We start from the raw sequence: 19,712 nt of genomic DNA on the forward strand, positions 1-19,712 counted from the left end.
TCCGTCCACTGCCGATCACTAAGCTAGATCCGATATTCATTCAGAAGGAGACATCCTCATGAGCACATCCGTGGTCCTCCCCGCTCTCGGCGAGAGCGTGACCGAGGGAACGGTCACCCGCTGGCTCAAGAACGTCGGCGACACGGTCCAGGCCGACGAGGGCCTGCTCGAGATCTCCACGGACAAGGTGGACACCGAGATCCCGTCGCCGGTCAGTGGCGTCATCGAGGAGATCCTCGTGCAGGAGGACGAGACCGTCGAGGTCGGCGCGGTGCTGGCGAAGATCGGCGACGGATCGAGCGCCCCCGCCGCCGCTCCGGCCCCCGAGGCCGCCGAGGCAGAGGCCGCCCCCGAGGCTCCCGCCGCGGAGGCCGCACCGGCTCCCGCGCCGGCCGCAGAGCAACCCGCCGCAGAGCAACCCGCTGCCGCCGCTCCCGCCGCTCCCGCCGCCGGCGGCGGCAAGGACGTCGTCCTGCCCGAGCTCGGCGAGAGCGTTACCGAGGGCACCGTCACTCGCTGGCTGAAGCAGGTCGGCGACGAGGTCGCCGTCGACGAGCCTCTCCTCGAGATCTCCACCGACAAGGTCGACACCGAGATCCCGTCTCCCTTCGCCGGAGTGCTGACGGAGATCCTCGTGAACGAGGATGAGACCGTCGCGGTGGGCTCGGCGCTCGGCCGCATCGGCGAGGCGGGCGCTGCGCAGGCCGAGGCTCCGGCTCCTGCCGCCGCTCCGGCACCCGCGCCGGCTCCTGCTGCACCGGCTCCTGCTCCCGCCGCGGCGCCGGCTCCTGCTCCCGCCGCGGCGCCGGCTCCTGCCGCCGCCGCTCCCGCACCGGCTCCTGCCGCCGCCGCTCCCGCCCCGGCTCCTGCCGCCGCCGCTCCCGCCCCGGCTCCGGCTGCCGCACCGGCTCCTGCGGTTGCCGGCGACGACGACACCATCACGTACGTCACGCCGCTCGTCCGGCGCCTCGCACAACAGCAGGGTGTCGACCTCGCCTCGGTGAAGGGCACGGGCGTCGGCGGGCGCATCCGCAAGGAGGACGTGCTGAAGGCTGCGGAGGCCGCATCCGCGCCGGCTGCTGCTCCTCAGGCCGCCCCCGCGCCCGCGCCGCTCGAGGTCTCGCCGCTGCGAGGAACGACGCAGCCGATGTCGCGACTCCGCAAGGTGCTCGCCCAGCGCGCCGTCGAGTCGATGCAGTCCACGGCTCAGCTGACGACCGTCGTCGAGGTCGATGTCACCAAGCTCGCGACCTTCCGCGACAAGGTGAAGAACGACTTCCTCAGCAAGACAGGCGACAAGCTGTCGTTCCTGCCGTTCTTCGCGCTGGCCGCTGCCGAGGCGCTGCAGGCCTACCCCGTCGTGAACTCGACGGTGGACGGCGACCAGATCGTGTACCCGGCCAGCGAGAACCTCTCGATCGCCGTCGACACCGAGCGCGGCCTGCTCACGCCGGTGCTGCGCGACGCCGCCTCGAAGAACCTCGCTGAGATCGCCCACGAGATCGCCGACCTCGCGGCTCGCACCCGCGACAACAAGCTGAAGCCCGACGAGCTCGCCGGCGGCACGTTCACGCTGACCAACACCGGTTCGCGCGGCGCGCTCTTCGACACGCCCGTCGTCTTCCTTCCGCAGACGGCGATCCTCGGCACCGGCGTCGTCGTGAAGCGACCCGGCGTCGTGACGGTCGACGGCAAGGACGCGATCTCGGTGCGCTCCTACGTGTACCTCGCCCTGTCGTACGACCACCGCGTCATCGACGGCGCCGACGCCGCGCGCTTCCTGGGCGCGGTGAAGTCGCGTCTCGAGGCGGCGGCATTCGAAGGGCAGCTGGGCATCTGATCCGGGGCATCCTCTGCTCCTAGGGCTGCTGCGCGACGTCGGTGACGTCGCGCAGCAGCCATTCTTCGTTCGTGCGCCGGATCACGACGAGCTGAGACGGCAGGGCGCCCTCGCGCGCGTCCACGCGCACGACCGCCAGGTCTCCGAAGTCGTCGAGCAGCGTGACGGTCCGGTCCGACGCGGAAAGCTCCACCGCTCCGGCGAACCGGGTCTCCGGAGACACGACGACGGATGCGAGACACTTCGCATCGTCGCCGCACGACACCCTTTCGGTCAGGAGCTCATCTGCTACCGCGGCCAGATCCGAGGGCGCCGCAGCGTCCTCGCCCGCTCCATCCTGAGCCGCTCCTGAATCGGCAGCGTCGGCGGACGGCGGAGCGGAAGCGGTCGGCGACGCCGACATCGGCGGAGTGGCCGCCGGGGCCGGTTCGTCGGTGGCTCCTCCGCTCGCCGTCGGCCAGAGCGCGCCCCCGGTGAGCACCGCAGCTGCAACCGCCCCGCCGAGCAGCCATGGTGCGCGCCGCGAGCGAGCTCTCTTCGTCCCCTCCCCTTGCCGTAACCGCCGCCACACCGCCGTCGTCGCTCGTGAGACGGCATCGGACAGATCGTCGTCGACGCCGGCGATGAGACCCTGCCACAGCGATCTGGGGGCCGGCTCGTAGGCCCTTCCCACCTCACCGTCGCCCCTGCGCTCCTGCGCCTGCAGGCTGGCGACGCCGTCGGCCGCGCTGCGCGGGCCGAGGCTCACCGTGCTGAGCGGCTCCGCGCGTGCGACGGCGAACAACGCCTCTTCGGCCGCCTCCAGTTCGTGGACCGACAGCCGCTCCGCGACGATCGCCCGCACAGCGGCGGCCCACGTGCGCTGGAGGTGGGCGTCCACGGTGACCGACTCCAGGAGGGAGGCGGCCGCTTCGAGCGCACGCCCGGGTGCCGCATCCGTCGCCAGCACCGGTCTTCCCGCAGTGTCGAGCCACCACTCCCCGGGGGTGTCGGGCAGGCTCGCGATCTCGGCGCAACCGCGCAGGATGCTCACGCCGAGCGTCACCGACTCTCCCGCCGAGAACGGCATTCTTGCCGCGCGGCGGCGTACGAACTCGTCGAGTCGCTCGGCGCACACGGGCAGCACGGCGGCGTGGCCGTCCGCACGGCGCGCGATGTCGATGGGTGCGAGGACGTGTCCGTCGGGTGCGGCATCCCATCCGTACCAGTCAGCGCCGACGACGTCCGCCCCGACGAGGACGAACGAGTCGCCGCTCTCCGTGCGCACGAGCGCACCCGGCCAGGGCCCGTCGTCCCGGGCGCGAACCGCCCGGATGACCCGGTACGAGCCGCCGAGCGCTCCCTGGTCTGAGGTCATGCCGCCAGTCTCGGCCGCGCCGCGTCCGTCCACCGCCCTCGACCGGCGTTCTGTGGATTGCGGCCATCGAGCAGTGGTTGGGGAGGAGCCGAGGTGACGCTCGCGAAAAGGTACTCTGGAGGGTATGGCCGCGCGCAGTTCCGCCCCCGAGAAGGGCCCGGGATTCTTCTCCCAGATCCGCACCCTCTACACCTTCACCCAGAAGGAGTTCCGCTGGCTGCCGTTCCTGCTGGCCGGCATCCTGATCCTCGGCATCGCCGTCGGTGTGGGCATCGGTTTCCTGATCCCGCCGGTCGCCGTGTGGAGCGTCATCCTGTGGGGCGTCACCGGCCTCATGCTCGGCGTCCTCGCCTCCATGATGACGATGACGCGCCTTTCCACCCATGCGATGTACAAGAAGATCGACGGGATGCCGGGAGCCACCGGCCACGTGCTGTCGACGTCGCTCGGCCGCCAGTGGCAGGCCAGCGAGATGCCTGTGGGCATCAACCCCAAGACGCAGGAGGCCGTCTACCGCGCCGTAGGTCGTGGCGGTGTCGTCATCGTCGGCGAGGGAGCCCGCGGGCGCCTCACCCGCCTCGTGAACGACGAGCGGTCGAAGGTGCAGCGTGTGGCCTCGGGCGTGCCGGTGAACGTCTTCTACGTCGGCCACGGCGAGGGCGAGGTGCCCATCGCGAAGCTCGCCCCGACGATCAAGGCGCTTCCGAAGAAGATCGACCGCGCGACGATGGCCGCAGTCATCAAGCGGATCGAGTCCGTGTCGCAGTCGCTGACGTCGCTGCCGATCCCGAAGGGCATCGATCCCACCAAGGTGCGCGCACCGCGTCCGCGCTGACCGCAATCCCGATGCGGGCCGCCTCCGACGAGGGAGGCGGCCCGCATCTTCTGTCAGGAGCGGACGAGGACCGTGCCTGCGGCCTTGTCGTGGAGTCCGCGCTGGTCGGCGTCCCAGATGACCGCGGGGATCGCGAGCACGAGCAGCGCGGTGCGGATGACCGGCCGCCACAGCCCGACCCATGCGCCGTCGAGGCGCATGAGACGGAGGCCGAACAGGCGGTGCCCGGGACTCCCCTGCAGCGTCGGCAGGAAGACGATCTGGATCGCTGCGAAGATCGCGAGGATGGCCAGCGGGTCCCACGCGAAGAATCCGGAGATCAGGTACGCCGCGCCGTAGTCCACGAACAGAGCTCCGACCCGCCGGCCCAGGCGGCCGATCGAGCCGGTGCCCTCACGGGGCAGTCCGAGCCGCTCGCCGGGGTAGTCCTGAATGCTCTGCGTCACTTCCTCAGCGTACCCAGGCCGCCGTAACATGCCCGAAACACGAGTGATACTGGAGGGCAATGCCCCGCCGGTAGCTTGCCAGAGAGCCCGACCCGTACGGGCGGATCCGAATGCCCTACCTCTGGAGTCTTCATGTTCAAAGATTCATCCGAGGTGCTGAAGTTCATCAAGGACGAGGACGTGAAGTTCCTCGACATCCGTTTCACGGACCTCCCTGGCGTGCAGCAGCACTTCAACATCCCGGCCTCCACCGTCGACGAAGAGTTCTTCACGGTCGGCCAGCTGTTCGACGGCTCCTCGATCCGGGGTTTCGCGAACATCCACGAATCGGACATGCAGCTGATCCCGGACGTGTCGACTGCGTATGTCGACCCGTTCCGTGAGGCCAAGACGCTGGTGATGGTCTTCGACATCTACAACCCGCGCAATGGTGAGATCTACTCGAAGGACCCCCGTCAGGTCGCCAAGAAGGCCGAGAAGTATCTCGCCTCGACCGGCATCGCCGACACCGCGTTCTTCGCGCCCGAGGCCGAGTTCTACATCTTCGACGACGTCCGCTACGAGGTGAAGCAGAACTCGAGCTTCTACTCGGTCGACTCCGAGGAAGGCGCCTGGAACACCGGTCGCGTGGAGGACGGCGGCAACCTCGCCAACAAGACTCCGTTCAAGGGCGGCTACTTCCCGGTTTCGCCGGTCGACAAGACCGCCGACCTGCGCGACGACATCAGCCTGCGCCTGATCGAATCCGGCCTGCTGCTCGAGCGCGCGCACCACGAGGTGGGCACCGGGGGCCAGCAGGAGATCAACTACCGCTTCGACACCATGGTGCACGCGGCCGACGACATCCTGAAGTTCAAGTACATCGTCAAGAACGTGGCGAACGAGTGGGGCAAGGTCGCGACCTTCATGCCCAAGCCGCTCTTCGGCGACAACGGCTCGGGCATGCACACCCACCAGTCGCTGTGGCTCGACGGCAAGCCCCTCTTCTACGACGAGAAGGGCTACGCGCAGCTCTCGGACGTCGCGCGCTGGTACATCGGCGGCATCCTGGCCCACGCGCCGGCGCTGCTGGCCTTCACCAACCCCACGCTGAACTCGTACAAGCGTCTCGTGAAGGGCTACGAGGCGCCTGTCAACCTGGTGTACTCGGCCGGCAACCGCTCTGCGGCGATCCGTATCCCGATCACGGGTTCGAACCCCAAGGCCAAGCGCATCGAGTTCCGCGCCCCCGACGCATCGGGCAACCCGTACCTCGCGTTCGCGGCGCAGCTGATGGCCGGCCTCGACGGCATCCAGAACCGCATCGAGCCGCACGAGCCGGTCGACAAGGACCTGTACGAGCTTCCGCCGGAGGAGGCCAAGAACATCCCGCAGGTGCCCAACTCGCTGCTCGACTCGCTCGAGGCGCTCCGCGCCGACCACGAGTTCCTGCTCAAGGGCGGCGTCTTCACGCCCGAGCTGATCGAGACGTGGATCGAGTACAAGATCGAGAACGAGATCCAGCCGCTCAACGCGCGTCCGCACCCGTTCGAGTACGAGCTGTACTTCGGCGTCTGACGTTCCAGCACCGAGAAGGAGCCCCGGGCGACCGGGGCTCCTTTTCGCGTGGGGGACGGATGCCGCGGACCGGCGCCCGTGCTTATGCTGAACGGGCGCACTGCCACGTCACCGAAAGGGAACGCCCATGCCCTCCCGCCGCTCCGCGACGTCACGGCGACGGCGCGCGCGCCGGCCCGGGGCATCGAAGGGATCGAAAGCCCCCGCGCGGCGGCGCAAGGCGTCGCAGCGGCGCAGGGCGCGTCGCGGGCGGCGCACGGGCGCCGCGGTCTTCACGGCGATCGCGATCCCCGTGGTGCTCGTCGCAGCCGTGCTGCTGGGCGGCGGCGTGCTTGCGGGGGCGTTCGGCGAGGCCTTCGCCGCCGACGACGACGCGCCCGCTCCTCCCCCGGCGGCTCAGCCGGCCATCGTCTGGCCCGCGGCGCCGGGTGTCGCCGGGTATGGGCTCGACCAGCTCGCGAACGCCTGCACGATTCTTGCCGCCGGTCGTGACCTGGGGTTCGACGAACGCGACCAGACGATCGCGGTGATGACGGCGATGGGCGAATCCTCGCTCCGCAACATCGACTACGGCGACTGGGAGACGAGCGGGGTGACGAATCCCGACGGCTCCCCCACGACCTCCATCGGGCTGTTCCAGCAGCAGGACTCGTGGGGCTCCCGGGAGGCGCGCCTGGATCCCTATACCGCCGCGAGCCTCTTCTACCGCGCGATGGCGGCCCGTGTGCCCGACCGGGCATCGGTGGAGCCGACGCTCGTCGCCCACCGGACCCAGATCAACAAGGATCCCTACCACTACGCGTGGTTCTGGGACCGCGCGGTGCGCGTCGTCGCAGCGCTCAGCGGCACACCGGCCGCGGATGACCGCATCGACGGCGTCCCGCTGTGCCCCGCGGGCTGAGGCGCCTGGTGGCGCGCGGCCCCGGTCTGCGCGACGCCGCGGTTCACAGCGCGGAGATGCCGCAGCATCCGCCGTCCTATCCGTAGAAGAGCTTCTCGAACACGCGGCGTGCGCGCCTGGTCGTGCCGAGGTAGTCCTCCTCGACCTGGGTAGCCGACCGCGGCGGGTACTCGAGGAGTCGGCCGATGCCGTCGAGCTTCTTGCGGTCGACCGGCAGCACATCGCTCGTCTGGCCGGACAGCAGGGTGTTGGCAGACCGGAGGCGGCTCGCGAGTCGCCACGCCTCGGCGAGGCGGTCGGCGGCGCTCGCGGGGATGAGACCGGCCTCTTCGGCGGCGCGGAGGGCGCCGAGCGTCGAGGTCGTGCGCATTCCCGGCACCGCGTGGGCGTGCTGCAGCTGCAGCAGCTGCACGAGCCACTCCACATCGCTGAGCGAGCCCGGCCCCAGCTTCAGGTGCCGCGACGGGTCGACGCCCTGCGGCAGACGCTCGCTCTCCACCCGCGCCTTGATGCGCTTGATCTCGCGCGTCGCCGCGAGGTCGACCTTCTCGGGGTAGCGCACCTGGTCGGCGAGCTGCATGAAGTCGCCGATGAGCTTGGTGCTGCCGGCGACGCCGCGTGCGCGCAGCAGGGCCTGCGCCTCCCACGACAGCGCCCAGCGCCGGTAGTACTCGGCGTAGGCGTCGAGCGACCGTGCGAGCGGGCCGTTGCGGCCCTCGGGGCGCAGGTCGGCGTCGAGTTCCAGCGGAACGCGATGGTCTTCCGAGTGCGTCCGGAGGGCGGCGACGAGCTTCAGTGCGAGGTCATGCGCCCGCTGGGGCTCCACTCCGTTCGGCCGGTAGACGTACATCACATCGGCGTCGGAGCCGAAGCCCAGCTCAGCGCCCCCGAACCGCCCCATCGCGATGACCGAGAAGTCGAGCGCGTCGTCTTCGGGCGGCACGATCTCACGCCGCACGGCACGCAGCGTCGCCTGGATCGTCACCTCGGTGATCGTGGTGAGCGCCTCGGCGACCTCCTCGATGGTGACGCTGCCGAGGATCGCGCCCATGGCGATACGCAACTGCTCGCGGCGGCGCAGCGCGCGCACGGAGCGCATCGCATCGGTGATGGTGTCGTGACGGGTCTGGATGGCGCGCGCCTCCTGCTGCAGCGCCTTCCCCGAGCGGGGGCGCAGCAGCTCCGGATCGTCGAGCCACGCGGCGGACTCGGGAATCCACTCGATGAGCTCACCGACGTAGCGCGACCCCGACAGCACACGCGAAAGGCTCTCGGCCGCGCCGGACGAATCGCGCAGCATGCGGAGGAACCAGTGCGTGTCGCCCAGGCGCTCGCTCAGGCGCCGGAACGCCAGGAGGCCGTAGTCGGGGTCGACGCCGTCGGCGAACCAGCGGATCATGACGGGCATGAGGTGACGCTGGATCGTCGCCTTCCGGCTCAGGCCGCTCGTCAGCGCGGCGATGTGCCGCAGGGCGCCGGCGGGGTCGGCGAAGCCGATGGCGGCCAGGCGGTCGTGGGCCTGCGCCGTGGAGAGCACGCGCTCGTCGGCGGGCAGCGCGGCCACGGCCGACAGCAAGGGCCGGTAGAAGAGGCGGACGTGGATGTCGCGAACCTCGCGCTTGACCGACTCCCACAGGTTCCAGATGCCCTCGCCGCTGTCGGCCAGGCCCGTCGCGCGCGCGAGCACGCGCAGCTCCTCGGGGCGCGCCGGCATGAGGTGCGTGCGACGCAGCTGACGAAGTTGCACGCGGTGCTCGAGAAGACGCAGCACGCGATAATGGCGGGAGAACGCGGATGCCTCGGCCCGGCCGATGTAGCCCTCGGCGACGAGGGCGTCGAGCGCCTCGAGAGTGCCGCGCTGGCGGATCCGGTCGTCGGACAGCCCGTGCACGAGCTGCAGCAGCTGCACGGTGAACTCGATATCGCGGATGCCGCCGGGTCCGAGCTTCAACTGGTAGGGGACGTCGGCCGCAGGGATGTGCTCGGTGACGCGCTCCCGCATGCGCTGGACGCTGTCGACGAAGTTCTCCCGCGCCGCACTCGTCCACACCTTCGGCTGCACCGCGGCGATGTACGCCTGCGCGAGCTCCTCGTCTCCGGCGATCGGCCGCGCCTTGAGCAGAGCCTGGAACTCCCAGCTCTTGGCCCAGCGGTCGTAGTAGGCCAGGTGCGAGTCCAGCGTCCTCACGAGGGCCCCCTGCTTGCCCTCGGGGCGGAGGTTCGCGTCCACCTCCCAGAGCGGGGGCTCGATCTCGACGCCGGAGATGCCCCGCATCGTCTGCACCGCGAGTCGTGTGGCGATGTCGACGATGCGGCTCTCGCCGATCTCGTCGACGGAAGCCTCGTCTCCCCCCGCCACGAAGATGACATCGACGTCGCTGACGTAGTTCAGCTCGCGGGCACCGGTCTTGCCCATCCCGATGATCGCGAGCTTCGCGCGAGCCACCTGATCGCGCGGGAACAGCCCCGCGCCGACGGCGCCTCCCGATACGCGGGTGCGCGCGACCGCGAGGGATGCCTCGAGCGCTGCGCCCGCGGCATCCGCCAGCCGTGCCGACACCGCGGCGATCTCGTCCACCGGGGACGGGCTCAGCAGGTCGTAGGCGGCGATGCGTGCGAGCATGCGGCGGTAGCGGACCCGCAGGTCCACCCACGCGCTTTCGCCGCCGTCTGCCGCGAAGCCGTCGACGGCGCCGACCGACTCCAGCAGCTCCGTGCGCAGCTCGGCGGGGGTGGGCAGTCGCTCCCCCGCCTGCGCGAGCTCGTCCAGCTCGCCGGGGTGCCGGAAGAAGAACTCGCCGAAGCCCGTCGAGGCGCCCAGCAGGGCCCAGAGCGCTCGCCAGGCCACCGGCCGCTGAGCGGCGCGCTGCACGGCGTCGGCGTTCCGCCGCGCCAGCCGGGTCAGCGCCTGCAGCGCCTCGTCCGGGTCGGCGGCGCCGACGGCACCCGCGAGCAGGGGGTCGCGCGCCACGCCGACCAGGGTCTCGAGCTCGTCGAGCAGTTCCTCGGCGTCGGTGAGGCGGCTGAAGCCCAGCCGTGCGAGCGGGGTGAGGGAACCCTGCCGGTCGCTCGCGGTCATGCTGAAGCTGGTCTCAGAGCATCTCGAGGTTGCTCATGAGCTCGAACGGCGTGACCTGCGATCGGTACTCCTGCCACTCGCGTCTCTTGTTGAGCAGCACGTAGTTGAACACCTGCTCCCCCAGCGTCTCGGCGACCAGCTCGGACTCCTCCATGTACTCCAGCGCGTGGTCGAGGCTCGCCGGCAGCGGCGCATACCCGAGGGCACGGCGCTCGGCATCGTTCAGAGACCACACGTTGTCTTCGGCTTCTGGGGGAAGCTCGTACTCGTTCTCGATGCCCTTGAGGCCGGCCGCGAGCATGAGCGCGAACGAGAGGTACGGGTTGGCGGCGGAGTCCAGGGCACGGTACTCCACGCGCGACGACTGACCCTTGCTGGGCTTGTACAGCGGCACCCGCACGAGGGCGGAGCGGTTGTTGTGCCCCCAGCAGATGAAGCTCGGCGCCTCGTCGCCGCCCCACAGGCGCTTGTAGGAGTTCACGAACTGGTTCGTGACCGCGGAGATCTCGTTGGCATGGCGGAGCAGGCCCGCGATGAACTGGCGGCCCACCTTCGAGAGCTGGTACTGGGCGCCCTCCTCGTAGAAGGCGTTGACGTCGCCCTCGAAGAGCGACATGTGGGTGTGCATGCCGCTGCCCGGCTTGCCGGTGAGGGGCTTCGGCATGAAGGTCGCGTACACGCCCTGCTCGATCGCGACCTCTTTGATCACGGTGCGGAACGTCATGATGTTGTCGGCCGTGGTCAGCGCGTCGGCGTAGCGCAGGTCGATCTCATTCTGGCCGGGGCCGCCCTCGTGGTGGCTGAACTCGACCGAGATGCCGAGATCTTCGAGCATGCGCACCGAGCGGCGGCGGAAGTCGTGGGCGGTCCCGCCCGGGACGTTGTCGAAGTAGCCGGCGGAGTCCACGGGCTCGGGACCCTCGGTGCCGAACGACGACGACTTCAGCAGGTAGAACTCGATCTCGGGGTGCGTGTAGAACGTGAATCCCGCATCCGCGGCCTTCGCAAGAGTCCGCTTGAGCACGTGGCGCGGGTCGGCGACGGCCGGCTGGCCGTCGGGCGTCGTGATGTCGCAGAACATGCGGGCGGTCGGATCGATCTCGCCGCGCCACGGCAGGATCTGGAACGTCGTGGGATCGGGGTGCGCCAGCAGATCCGATTCGTAGGAGCGCGTGAGGCCCTCGATCGCCGAGCCGTCGAAACCCAGCCCTTCGCTGAACGCGCCCTCGACCTCGGCGGGCGCGATCGCGACGGACTTCAGCGTTCCGATCACATCTGTGAACCACAGACGTACGAACTTCACGCCTCGTTCTTCGATGGTCCTCAGAACGAAGTCACGCTGCTTGTCCATCGCATCCTCTCCGGTGCCGGCACCGCGCGACCTGTCCGTTCGACCGTCGCGGTCGAAGCCAGACTACTGGTCGCCGCGGGGCTCTCCCGACACCGTGTCGGCGCCCCACGAGTCCTCGCGGGCCTCCTCAGCCGCCCACGCGCGGGAGCGCTCACGGATGACCTCGGGAGCCTTCGCCGCCTCCTCGGGAGTGTCGAACGGACCGGCGCGGTCGGGCGCGGGCGACTCGAAGCCCTTCTCCACCTCACCGGTCTTCAGGTTGTACCAGTACTTCTCGCTGCCGTTCGTCATGGGTGCGCTCCTCGGGTCGCGGGCCTGGTCGCCGTCAGCACGATCCTACTGAGGCCCGGTCCTGGTCGCCCGGGTCGCCGTGGATAGGCTGTCGACATGGCATCTGACGCGGCACGCGCCGTCGGCGTGGACATCGGCGGCACCGGCATCAAGGCGGGGATCGTGGACCTCGAGCGGGGCGAGCTGGTCAGCGAACGCATCAAGGTCGCCACTCCCGCCGGGGCGCACCCACCGGACGTGCTCGTCGCCGTGCGCGAGGTGCTGACGGCACTCGGAGTCGGTGACGACCAGTCAGTCCCGCTCGGTGTGGCCTTTCCCGCCATCGTCAAAGAAGGCCGGACGCTCTCGGCGGCAAACGTGTCGGCACAATGGATCGGGTTCGAAGCCGAGAAGTTCTTCGAAGACGGCCTGGGTCGCGACATCCATTTCGCCAATGACGCCGACGTCGCGGGGATCGCCGAGGTCCGCTACGGCGCGGCGAAGGACCAGCCCGGGCTCACGATCCTCACCACTCTGGGCACCGGCATCGGCTCTGCGCTGCTGTACCGGGGGGTGCTCGTGCCGAACTCGGAGCTCGGGCACGTGCAGCGTGCCCGCCACGGGAAAGATGCCGAGGCCTACGCCGCCTATTCGGCGATGGAGCGGCACGACCTGACGTGGGAGCAGTGGGCGAAGCGGCTGCAGTGGTACTACAGCCACATCGAGTTCCTCTTCAGCCCGGACCTGTTCGTCGTGGGCGGCGGCGTCTCGAAGCACGCCGACAAGTTCTTGCACCTGCTCGAGCTCAACACGCCGATCGTGCCGGCGGTCCACCGGAACAACGCGGGGATCATCGGCGCCGCGGCGCTGGCCCGCGGCTGACGCAGTCGCCGGCCACCGGCGAGAGGGCGAATGGGCCGGCCTGTACGCCGGGTTCTGTCCGGGGGCCGAAGCCCCGTGGACGGTCATCTCTCTCGGCGACACGTTGCCGTGCCGCTCCAGCGGCCTACCCGGGGACTCGGCGGGCCGCGTCATCATCCCCTGTCTGGCCTTGCTCCGGGCGAGGTTTGCCGTGCGGGTCGTGTCACCACGACCCCGGTGGTCTCTTACACCGCCCTTTCACCCTTACCCTCCGGCACGGGGCCGGAGGGCGGTCTGCTCTCTGTGGCACTGTCTCGCGGATCACTCCGGGTGGGTGTTACCCACCGCCCTGCCCTGTGGAGCCCGGACGTTCCTCGGCGCGGCGGCGGACCGCACGCGACGCGACCGTCCAGCCGACCCATTCGCGCCTCGTAGTCTATCGCCGCGAACCGGCACCCGGCTCCTCGTCAGTCCTTGACGGCCGTCTCGGAGATATGCACGTCGAGTCGGAAGTCGAGCGGGAAATCGCCGAAGAGGAGCCGGCCGGCGGCGGTCGCGGCATCCGTCACCGCCTGCGCCGCGGCCTCGGCGTGCTCGGCAGGAGTGTGCACGATCACCTCGTCGTGGAGGAAGAACGCCAGGTGCGGCTGCCGGGAGAACGCGGGCCCCGAGAGCGGCGCTGCGCGTTCGGCGGCGACGGGCGGCAGCGCGGCCAGGCGCGTCCGGAGGTCGGCCAGCCACGCCAGGGCCCATTCCGCTGCGGTGCCCTGCACGACGAAGTTGCGGGTGAACCGGCCACGGTCGCGTGCCCACCGCCGCGCGCGGGTCTCTTCGGCTCCGGATGCGTCGGCCTCCGTCGCGCGGGACTGCGCCGCCGACCATTCGGGCGAGGGCCACGGCGAACTGCGGCCGAGCCACGTCGACACCGCGCCCCCGTCCTCGCCGATGCGGGCCGCGTCGTCGACGAGGCCCATCGCACGCGGGTAGACCCGGCGCAGGCGCGGGACGAGGCGACCGGACTCCCCCGTCGTCGCGCCGTACATCGCCCCGAGGAGGGCGATCTTCGCCTGCTGTCTCGTCGGGACCGCACCGCTCTCGACGATCCCCGCGTAGAGGTCACGACCGCATGCCGCCTCGGCGAGGGCCGTGTCGCCCGACATCGCGGCGAGCACGCGGGGCTCGAGCTGCGCGACGTCGGCGACGACCAGGCGCCAGCCAGGGTCGGCACGCACCGCCGCTCTCAGCTGCCGGGGCAGCTGCAGCGCACCGCCGCCCGACGACGCCCAGCGGCCGGTCACCACGCCCCCGGGAACGAAGACGGGGCGGAACCTGCCGTCGGCGACCCACTCGTCCAGCCACGTCCAGCCGTTCGCCGACACCAGCCGTGCGAGCTTCTTGTACTCCAGCAGTGGCTGGATGACGGGATGCTGCTGCTCGGCGAGCTCCCACCGGCTCGTGGACTCCACGAGCACGCCGGCGCGGTGCAGCGCGCGAAGCAGCTTCGGCTGGGAGTCCAGGCTCGCCGTCGGATCGCCCAGGGCCTCGCGCACCCGCTCCGCCGCCGCGGCGAGCTTGACCGGCTGTCCGCCCCCGGGACGACGCTCGCCCAGCGTGTCGACGAGGATTCGGTCGTGGGCAGCGGCGTCCCACGGCAGGCCTGCGGCCCGCAGCTCCGCGGCCACGAGGGCACCGGCCGATTCGGCGGCCGTCAGCAGGCGAAGCCGTCCAGGCTCGGGGCTGCCCGCGATCGCCGAGCGCTGCCGCGCGAACTCGGCGACGGCAGCATCGACGTCGCTGGGAGGGCCCGAGGCGCGCCCCGCATCGTCCAGCTCGAAGAGGGCCGGCGCCGCGGCCTCCTCGTCGACGTGGGCTGCGGCATCCCACTCAGCTGCCGTACGCACGGCCGCCCCGTCATCGACGAGGACGGAATCGCGCAGGATCGCGTGACAGAGGCGCAGATCGTGGCAGCGTGCGACGCGGATGCCGTCGGCGAGGGGCGCGGCATACCACTGCGGCGTGTCGTGCCACACCCAGCGCGGCGCCCATCTCGCCTCGGCGCTCTCGATCCACGAGGTCAGCTCCGCGCTGTCGATGCGGTCGCGGCCGAGCTCGCCGGCGTCGCCGTCGAGGCGGACGGCCGTCGCGCCGCCCGCGTCCCGCCCGAGGACGATCCAGACGGGAGCGTCAGAGGTGCTCACGCCGACAGCGCTCGGGATGCGTCACAGCCCGGATTCGTCGTCGCGGACGAGGATGCAGCCGCACTCCGGGCATGTGACGACCTCGTCCTCCGCAGCCTGGCGCAGCACCTGGAGGTCGGTGCCGGCGAGCACCATGTGGCATCCCTCGCACGTGCGGCGGCGCAGGAACGCCGCCCCGGCGCTGCGGATCGCAAGCCGGTCGTAGAGCGCGAGCAGATCGGCGGGGAGGCCGCCCGCGATGGCGGCGCGGTCGCGCGTCGCCGCTTCGTGGGCAGCGGTGGCCTCCGCCACCGCGCGTTTGCCCTCCGCGCTCAGCTCCGCGCCCTCGGCGTTCGTCGCGGCGATGAGGGACTCCTGCTCCGCGACCGCCGCGTCGGCGATCTCGAGGCGCTCCATGACGCCCAGCTCCGCATCTTCCAAGTCGCTCTTGCGGCGTGCCAGAGCGGCCAGCTCGCTCTCGAGACCCTGAGCCTCCTTCGAGTTCGTCGACGCCGCCAGCCGGGCGGCGTCACGTGCCGCTCGCGCGTCGACGACGGCGACGTCGGACTCGATGCGCGACAGCTCTGTGCGCAGGTCGTCGCGGGCGCCGAGGCGAGCGCTCAGCTCCTGCGACAGCTCCTGGCGACGACCCAGCAGCTCCTGCACACGGGCCGCCTGCGGGGGGTTCTTGCGGGCGTTGTCCGCCTGGCGGATGCGGGCGTCGAGCTGGGCCACCTCGACGAGGCGGCGCTGGTCTGCGGGGCTGGCTTTCACGTCACCCAACCTACCCCGGGGCATCGACGGAGCGAGCGGCGGCGACTAGCATCCGATGACCGGCGCTTCCGAGGACGAAAGGCGCGAACCATGGGCGTTCTCCGCACGAAATCCGTCGAGCAGTCGATCGCCGACACCGACGAGCCGGAGTTCCGGCTCAAGAAGTCGCTGACGGCCCTCGACCTCACCGTCTTCGGCATCGGCGTCGTGATCGGCGCCGGCATCTTCACGCTGACCGGGCGTGCAGCGCACGAGGTCGCCGGTCCCGCCATCGTCATCAGCTTCGGGGTCGCCGCGATCGCGTGCACCCTCGCGGCGCTGTGCTACGCCGAGTTCGCGTCGACGGTGCCGGTCTCGGGCTCGGCCTACACGTTCTCGTACTCGTCGCTCGGCGAGCTGTTCGCCTGGATCATCGGGTGGGACCTCATCCTCGAGATGTTCCTCGGGGCGAGCGTGGTGGCGCAGGGATGGAGCGCCTACCTCGGCACGCTGTTCGAGCAGCTCGGCATGCCGATCCCCGCGGCCATCGGCTACGGCGGGACGGTCGACCTCATGGCGATCCTCCTGGTGGTGGTGCTGGGCGGCCTCATGACGTTCGGGATCAAGGAGTCGCTCCGGGTCAACCTGGTGCTGGTCGCCGTGAAGCTCTTCATCGTGCTCTTCGTCATCGTCGCCGGCCTGCTGTTCGTGAATCCGGCGAACTGGTCGCCGTTCGTGCCCGCCCCCGCGCCACGGGATGCGGCGACGGGGCTCAGTCAGCCGCTCCTGCAGTTCTTCTCCGGCATCGAGCCGACAGCGTTCGGGATCGGCGGCATCTTCGCCGGTGCGGCGCTGGTGTTCTTCGCCTACATCGGGTTCGACGTCGTCGCGACCACGGCCGAGGAGACGCGCAATCCCCAGCGCGACCTGCCGATCGGCATCATCGCGTCGCTCGTGATCTGCACGCTGCTCTACTGCGCCGTCGCGCTGATCGTCACCGGCATGGTGCCGTACGAGGACCTCGACCCTGCGGCGGCGCTCGCCAACGCGTTCGCGTTCCACGGCGCCACCTGGATGGCGACCCTGATATCCGCCGGCGCCGTCGCCGGCCTGACCACGGTCGTGCTGACGCTGCTGATCGGTGCTACGCGCATCATCTTCGCGATGTCGCGGGACGCGCTGCTGCCGGTGCGGCTGGCGAAGGTGCACCCGCGATTCCGCACCCCGTGGGTGATCTCGATCCTCGTCACGATCGTGGTCGCTGTCGTCGCCGGGTTCACCCCGATCGGCCTCCTGGAGGAGATGGTCAACATCGGCACGCTGTCGGCCTTCGTGCTCGTCTCGGTCGGCGTCATCGTGCTGCGTCGCAAGCGGCCGGATCTGCCGCGCAGCTTCCGCGTGCCGCTCAACCCGTGGCTGCCGGGCCTGTCTGCCGCCGTCTGCCTCTACCTGATGCTCAACCTCACCGTCGAGACGTGGCTGAGGTTCCTGGTGTGGCTCGTGGTCGGCTTCGTCATCTACTTCGCGTACTCGCACCGTCACTCGAGGATCGGCCAGCCGGGCTACGAGGACTTCGCCCTGCCGCACGTGGTGTCGCACCAGCGCGACGACAGCGACGGCGATCCGCGCCGGAGCGGGCGCTGACGATGACGGTGGGCCCTGCTAGGAACCGGACTAGGTCGTGGAGTCGCGGGCAATTCTCGCTTCACGCCAACTCACGGCGGCGGTCACAAGCGTGAAGCCGAGCAATCCGATCCCGAGCGTCGAGGTGAAGCCGCGGTAGATCCACTCCTCGAGGAACCCCACACGATCTTCTTCTGATCCGAGGCCGTAACCAGCGAGCCCGGCAGCCAGCATCACTGCACAGAGGACCAAGGCTGTCGCCATCAGGGCCGATCGCCTGATTGCCGATGGCTGCCGGAACAGGTAGCGCCCCAGGAGCCAGACAGCCACCGCGGCGATCATGACTTGCAGCGCCTGGAGTTCCCACGCGGTGCGCGGGATGATCGCCGCTGTGGGCTGCCCTTGAAGGTCAACCAGGAACCCTCCCTCGATGGCATCGCGCTGAACCTCGATCAGTCCCACCGCCGTCAGCCATGCACTGACGGACAGGCTTGTCAGGGCGGCCGCGGCCAGGTGCTGCCCAGCCGGGCGCGGGTCAGTCATCGATATCGGCCAGCACGGTCAGGTGGAAAGGTGTCTGCGATTTCACCCGCGCGAATTGCGCTGGATCCGGGCCCGCTCCCCCTGTGGGGATGACTATGATCTGAGCGCTGGAAGCGGTCACGGAAGCGTTCCGCGTGGGCTCATGTCCGGGGGTCGGCTGCACGTCCGGCGGAATGAGGTACGCGGTCGCGACTTGCTCTGAGTGCGCCTCTTCACCACGAAGGTCCAGCGCGAGCCCACGACGGTAGAACGAGCCCCGGTCGGTACAGACCGACGCCGACATCTGCGCGGACTTGAGCTCGACGACGAGACAGAGGTCGCCCGGGGCCGCACCCTCTGCCACGAAATAGCTGGCGGTGTCGGATACCGCTATCGACCGGGCAGAAGACAAGCGAAATTCAGCACCGACGGAGCTCGCCAACACCTCCCGACTGGGGACGTCGCTGGGAACTTGAGCCCTGGCGAGTGCGGGAATGAGGCTTTTGGAGTCCAGCTTGAACTGCGTCGAAGCCAACGCGGGCGACGCCGACACGGTTATGGCCGCGGCCACCGTCACAGCGCCGATCAGAAGCACGGTCTTGATGCGGGGGAACCGCAGTCGCTCAGTACGCACGCGCGCACTCCGTTCCTGCCGTCCCGGATATTTTGGTCCAGTACGTCCACCAACACGTCACGTATGTGTTCGACCTTGCGAGATGAGTGTAAGTCGACCGCACATTGTCGCCGGTTGCCATGGATCCGACGATGGTCTGTGCGGCACCCGGGATGACCGTCCGCATGTGGAACGTTGATCCGAAAGTCGAATGGACGATGCCCCGACCACCCGAGTGCGTCGCTGTGATGCTGCTCTTGGTCTGATTCCATGCGAGCGCTGTACCTGGGTTGGGCGCTGTGTAATAGCTGTACGTGACCGCGTTCGCAATGGATGGTGACGCGAGGGTAAGAGCGATAGCGCCGGCGGCGAGAGCGAACGCGAGCGCGGTGCCCTTCACCGTTCGTGTGCCGTCGTTGTGTCGTTGAGTCCTCAACCCGTGCTCCTGTTCCCGCTCGGCTGCTTCAGCATTTGGCGTAGCTCGACCCTCTGGATCGAAGAGCCGGCTTTGCCGGCCCGACCGGTCCAGGTCGGACAGTCGCAATGTAAAGGGGGTGGAGCCACTCTGGGATGTGTGTCCCCCCGGCCGCTGAGGCGCGGGTTGGAGCGCGAAGTCTAGGAAATTCAACGGTCGGACATCCCGCGGGAATTCACTGCCGGATGCGCCTCGATGTGCCAATTTCACCCGCCGGATCATCTCTTCGATCGACCCGGATACCCGCACCCGCGGTGAAACCAAAGGCCGCGCACGGAGGCGATGTGTACCGGGCTGTCGCGTGCCCCAGACGACGCCACTGTGCGACTAGTCTCTGAGTGGTCCGTCGGTGTCGCTGCACGGGGTCGCGAGCGCCTTCGCCATCCCGAGCGTCTGATACCCGACCTGGTGGACGAGCACGGCGAGCGACAGCGGCTCGTCGACTCTGACCACGTCGACGTCGGTTCCGTAGCAGCGGTGGAAGATGTAGCGGGCGCGGGTGAGGTGCGGCCCGAACGTCAGCACCGCCGCGTGGTGGAAGCCCTCCACCGTCGCCACCTCACGGAAGATCGCCGCTTCCCCCTTCGTGGTCGCTGGGTCGGGGACGAGGCAGATGAGGTCTCGCTGGTTGCAGACCCACTCACGCGAGCGCGGGTCGGACACGTAGATCGGGACGCCGCCCTGCTGCGCGGCGATCTTCCGGGCCACGGCGAGTCGTTCCGGGGTGGCAAGCCCGAGAACGAAGACGACGTCGGCGTCGTCCGTCGGATCGCTCGGCGGGTAGATGTAGCCGAGGACCAGCGTGCAGGCGATCGCGGCGGCCGCGCTGCAGAGCAGCGCGACCTCGCGCCACACCACCGCCCCTCGACCCGCCACGGTGGGCGAGACTAGCCACCGAATGATGCGGGGCCGTTTCAGGCCGGCCCCTGCCGTGTGAATGATGTGACCCAGCACGGGCTTCCGAAGTGGGCCCTGCCGGGATCGAACCGACGACATCCACGGTGTAAACGTGGCGCTCTACCAGCTGAGCTAAAGGCCCTCGGGACCAGTCT

At 69.8% G+C, this 19,712-nt stretch carries 16 protein-coding genes, 1 tRNA gene and 1 other RNA gene; 6 read left to right on the forward strand and 12 right to left on the reverse strand.

Going from position 1 to position 19,712, the window contains the following annotated elements; genetic code table 11:
• Positions 1–58 precede the first annotated feature (58 nt).
• A complete protein-coding gene (gene sucB / locus ACN9MP_RS08965; protein WP_426325786.1) occupies positions 59–1,840 on the forward strand; it encodes a 2-oxoglutarate dehydrogenase, E2 component, dihydrolipoamide succinyltransferase in 1,782 nt (593 codons plus the stop codon).
• 19 nt (positions 1,841–1,859) lie between these two features.
• On the opposite strand, the gene ACN9MP_RS08970 is transcribed toward sucB, so the two are convergent.
• On the reverse strand, positions 1,860–3,197 hold the full coding sequence (locus tag ACN9MP_RS08970; protein WP_426325788.1) for a hypothetical protein: 1,338 nt from the start codon (positions 3,195–3,197) through the stop codon (positions 1,860–1,862).
• 124 nt (positions 3,198–3,321) lie between these two features.
• Here ACN9MP_RS08970 and ACN9MP_RS08975 point away from each other — a divergent pair, with 124 nt between their 5' ends.
• Entirely contained in the window at positions 3,322–4,032 is a 711-nt protein-coding gene (locus ACN9MP_RS08975) for a DUF4191 family protein (RefSeq protein ID WP_426325790.1), read from the forward strand.
• A 53-nt stretch (positions 4,033–4,085) separates the two neighbouring features.
• On the opposite strand, the gene ACN9MP_RS08980 is transcribed toward ACN9MP_RS08975, so the two are convergent.
• Positions 4,086–4,478 (reverse strand): RDD family protein, encoded by a 393-nt coding sequence (locus ACN9MP_RS08980; RefSeq protein WP_426325792.1) that lies wholly within the window; start codon positions 4,476–4,478, stop codon positions 4,086–4,088.
• Between the two features lie 132 nt (positions 4,479–4,610).
• Between ACN9MP_RS08980 and glnA (ACN9MP_RS08985) the strand changes: the two genes are divergently transcribed.
• Positions 4,611–6,035 carry a type I glutamate--ammonia ligase gene (glnA, locus tag ACN9MP_RS08985; RefSeq protein ID WP_426325794.1) on the forward strand — a complete coding sequence of 475 codons (1,425 nt, stop codon included), beginning with the start codon at positions 4,611–4,613 and terminating at the stop codon, positions 6,033–6,035.
• A gap of 127 nt (positions 6,036–6,162) precedes the next feature.
• Entirely contained in the window at positions 6,163–6,936 is a 774-nt protein-coding gene (locus ACN9MP_RS08990) for a peptidase M23 (protein ID WP_426325796.1), read from the forward strand.
• Between the two features lie 76 nt (positions 6,937–7,012).
• On the opposite strand, the gene ACN9MP_RS08995 is transcribed toward ACN9MP_RS08990, so the two are convergent.
• The 3 genes from ACN9MP_RS08995 to ACN9MP_RS09005 all read right to left on the reverse strand — a co-directional run bounded on the left by ACN9MP_RS08995 (position 7,013) and on the right by ACN9MP_RS09005 (position 11,657).
• Positions 7,013–10,015 carry a bifunctional [glutamine synthetase] adenylyltransferase/[glutamine synthetase]-adenylyl-L-tyrosine phosphorylase gene (locus ACN9MP_RS08995; RefSeq protein WP_426325798.1) on the reverse strand — a complete coding sequence of 1,001 codons (3,003 nt, stop codon included), beginning with the start codon at positions 10,013–10,015 and terminating at the stop codon, positions 7,013–7,015.
• A 13-nt stretch (positions 10,016–10,028) separates the two neighbouring features.
• On the reverse strand, positions 10,029–11,366 hold the full coding sequence (gene glnA / locus ACN9MP_RS09000) for a type I glutamate--ammonia ligase (protein ID WP_426325800.1): 1,338 nt from the start codon (positions 11,364–11,366) through the stop codon (positions 10,029–10,031).
• A gap of 63 nt (positions 11,367–11,429) precedes the next feature.
• Positions 11,430–11,657, reverse strand: a complete 228-nt coding sequence (locus ACN9MP_RS09005; RefSeq protein WP_426325802.1) for an SPOR domain-containing protein — start codon at positions 11,655–11,657, stop codon at positions 11,430–11,432.
• Positions 11,658–11,753: 96 nt separating this feature from the next.
• On the opposite strand from ACN9MP_RS09005, the gene ppgK reads away from it, so the two are divergent.
• On the forward strand, positions 11,754–12,518 hold the full coding sequence (ppgK, locus tag ACN9MP_RS09010) for a polyphosphate--glucose phosphotransferase (RefSeq protein WP_426325809.1): 765 nt from the start codon (positions 11,754–11,756) through the stop codon (positions 12,516–12,518).
• Between the two features lie 27 nt (positions 12,519–12,545).
• Here ppgK and rnpB read toward each other — a convergent pair.
• From rnpB to ACN9MP_RS09025, 3 genes are all read right to left on the reverse strand, one after another.
• An RNA gene (gene rnpB / locus ACN9MP_RS09015) (RNase P RNA component class A) lies at positions 12,546–12,918 on the reverse strand.
• A 46-nt stretch (positions 12,919–12,964) separates the two neighbouring features.
• Positions 12,965–14,695: a bifunctional 3'-5' exonuclease/DNA polymerase gene (locus tag ACN9MP_RS09020; protein ID WP_426325810.1), complete on the reverse strand. Its 1,731-nt coding sequence runs from the start codon at positions 14,693–14,695 to the stop codon at positions 12,965–12,967.
• 21 nt (positions 14,696–14,716) lie between these two features.
• Positions 14,717–15,448 carry a zinc ribbon domain-containing protein gene (locus ACN9MP_RS09025; protein WP_426325812.1) on the reverse strand — a complete coding sequence of 244 codons (732 nt, stop codon included), beginning with the start codon at positions 15,446–15,448 and terminating at the stop codon, positions 14,717–14,719.
• 90 nt (positions 15,449–15,538) lie between these two features.
• On the opposite strand from ACN9MP_RS09025, the gene ACN9MP_RS09030 reads away from it, so the two are divergent.
• Entirely contained in the window at positions 15,539–17,071 is a 1,533-nt protein-coding gene (locus tag ACN9MP_RS09030; RefSeq protein ID WP_426325814.1) for an amino acid permease, read from the forward strand.
• Positions 17,072–17,101: 30 nt separating this feature from the next.
• Here ACN9MP_RS09030 and ACN9MP_RS09035 read toward each other — a convergent pair whose 3' ends face one another.
• From ACN9MP_RS09035 to ACN9MP_RS09050, 4 genes are all read right to left on the reverse strand, one after another.
• Entirely contained in the window at positions 17,102–17,593 is a 492-nt protein-coding gene (locus tag ACN9MP_RS09035; protein ID WP_426325816.1) for a hypothetical protein, read from the reverse strand.
• Positions 17,586–18,206 carry a hypothetical protein gene (locus ACN9MP_RS09040; RefSeq protein WP_426325818.1) on the reverse strand — a complete coding sequence of 207 codons (621 nt, stop codon included), beginning with the start codon at positions 18,204–18,206 and terminating at the stop codon, positions 17,586–17,588. The genes ACN9MP_RS09035 and ACN9MP_RS09040 overlap by 8 nt, the downstream gene beginning before the upstream one ends.
• 781 nt (positions 18,207–18,987) lie before the next feature.
• Positions 18,988–19,536 (reverse strand): hypothetical protein, encoded by a 549-nt coding sequence (locus ACN9MP_RS09045; protein WP_426325820.1) that lies wholly within the window; start codon positions 19,534–19,536, stop codon positions 18,988–18,990.
• Positions 19,537–19,626: 90 nt separating this feature from the next.
• Positions 19,627–19,699, reverse strand: a tRNA-Val gene (locus ACN9MP_RS09050).
• Positions 19,700–19,712: the final 13 nt, after the last annotated feature.

The organism is Microbacterium sp. E-13 (genome assembly GCF_049912955.1).
Taxonomy (GTDB): Bacteria; Actinomycetota; Actinomycetes; order Actinomycetales; family Microbacteriaceae; genus Microbacterium.

Bases quoted from the DNA above. Each gene is read 5' to 3' on its own strand.
- sucB (WP_426325786.1), top strand. From the start codon at position 59: ATGAGCACATCCGTGGTCCTCCCCGCTCTCGGCGAGAGCGTGACCGAG.
- ACN9MP_RS08970 (WP_426325788.1), bottom strand. From the start codon at position 3,197: ATGACCTCAGACCAGGGAGCGCTCGGCGGCTCGTACCGGGTCATCCGG.
- ACN9MP_RS08975 (WP_426325790.1), top strand. From the start codon at position 3,322: ATGGCCGCGCGCAGTTCCGCCCCCGAGAAGGGCCCGGGATTCTTCTCC.
- glnA (WP_426325794.1), top strand. From the start codon at position 4,611: ATGTTCAAAGATTCATCCGAGGTGCTGAAGTTCATCAAGGACGAGGAC.
- ACN9MP_RS08990 (WP_426325796.1), top strand. From the start codon at position 6,163: ATGCCCTCCCGCCGCTCCGCGACGTCACGGCGACGGCGCGCGCGCCGG.
- ACN9MP_RS08995 (WP_426325798.1), bottom strand. From the start codon at position 10,015: ATGACCGCGAGCGACCGGCAGGGTTCCCTCACCCCGCTCGCACGGCTG.
- glnA (WP_426325800.1), bottom strand. From the start codon at position 11,366: ATGGACAAGCAGCGTGACTTCGTTCTGAGGACCATCGAAGAACGAGGC.
- ACN9MP_RS09005 (WP_426325802.1), bottom strand. From the start codon at position 11,657: ATGACGAACGGCAGCGAGAAGTACTGGTACAACCTGAAGACCGGTGAG.
- ppgK (WP_426325809.1), top strand. From the start codon at position 11,754: ATGGCATCTGACGCGGCACGCGCCGTCGGCGTGGACATCGGCGGCACC.
- ACN9MP_RS09030 (WP_426325814.1), top strand. From the start codon at position 15,539: ATGGGCGTTCTCCGCACGAAATCCGTCGAGCAGTCGATCGCCGACACC.
- ACN9MP_RS09035 (WP_426325816.1), bottom strand. From the start codon at position 17,593: ATGACTGACCCGCGCCCGGCTGGGCAGCACCTGGCCGCGGCCGCCCTG.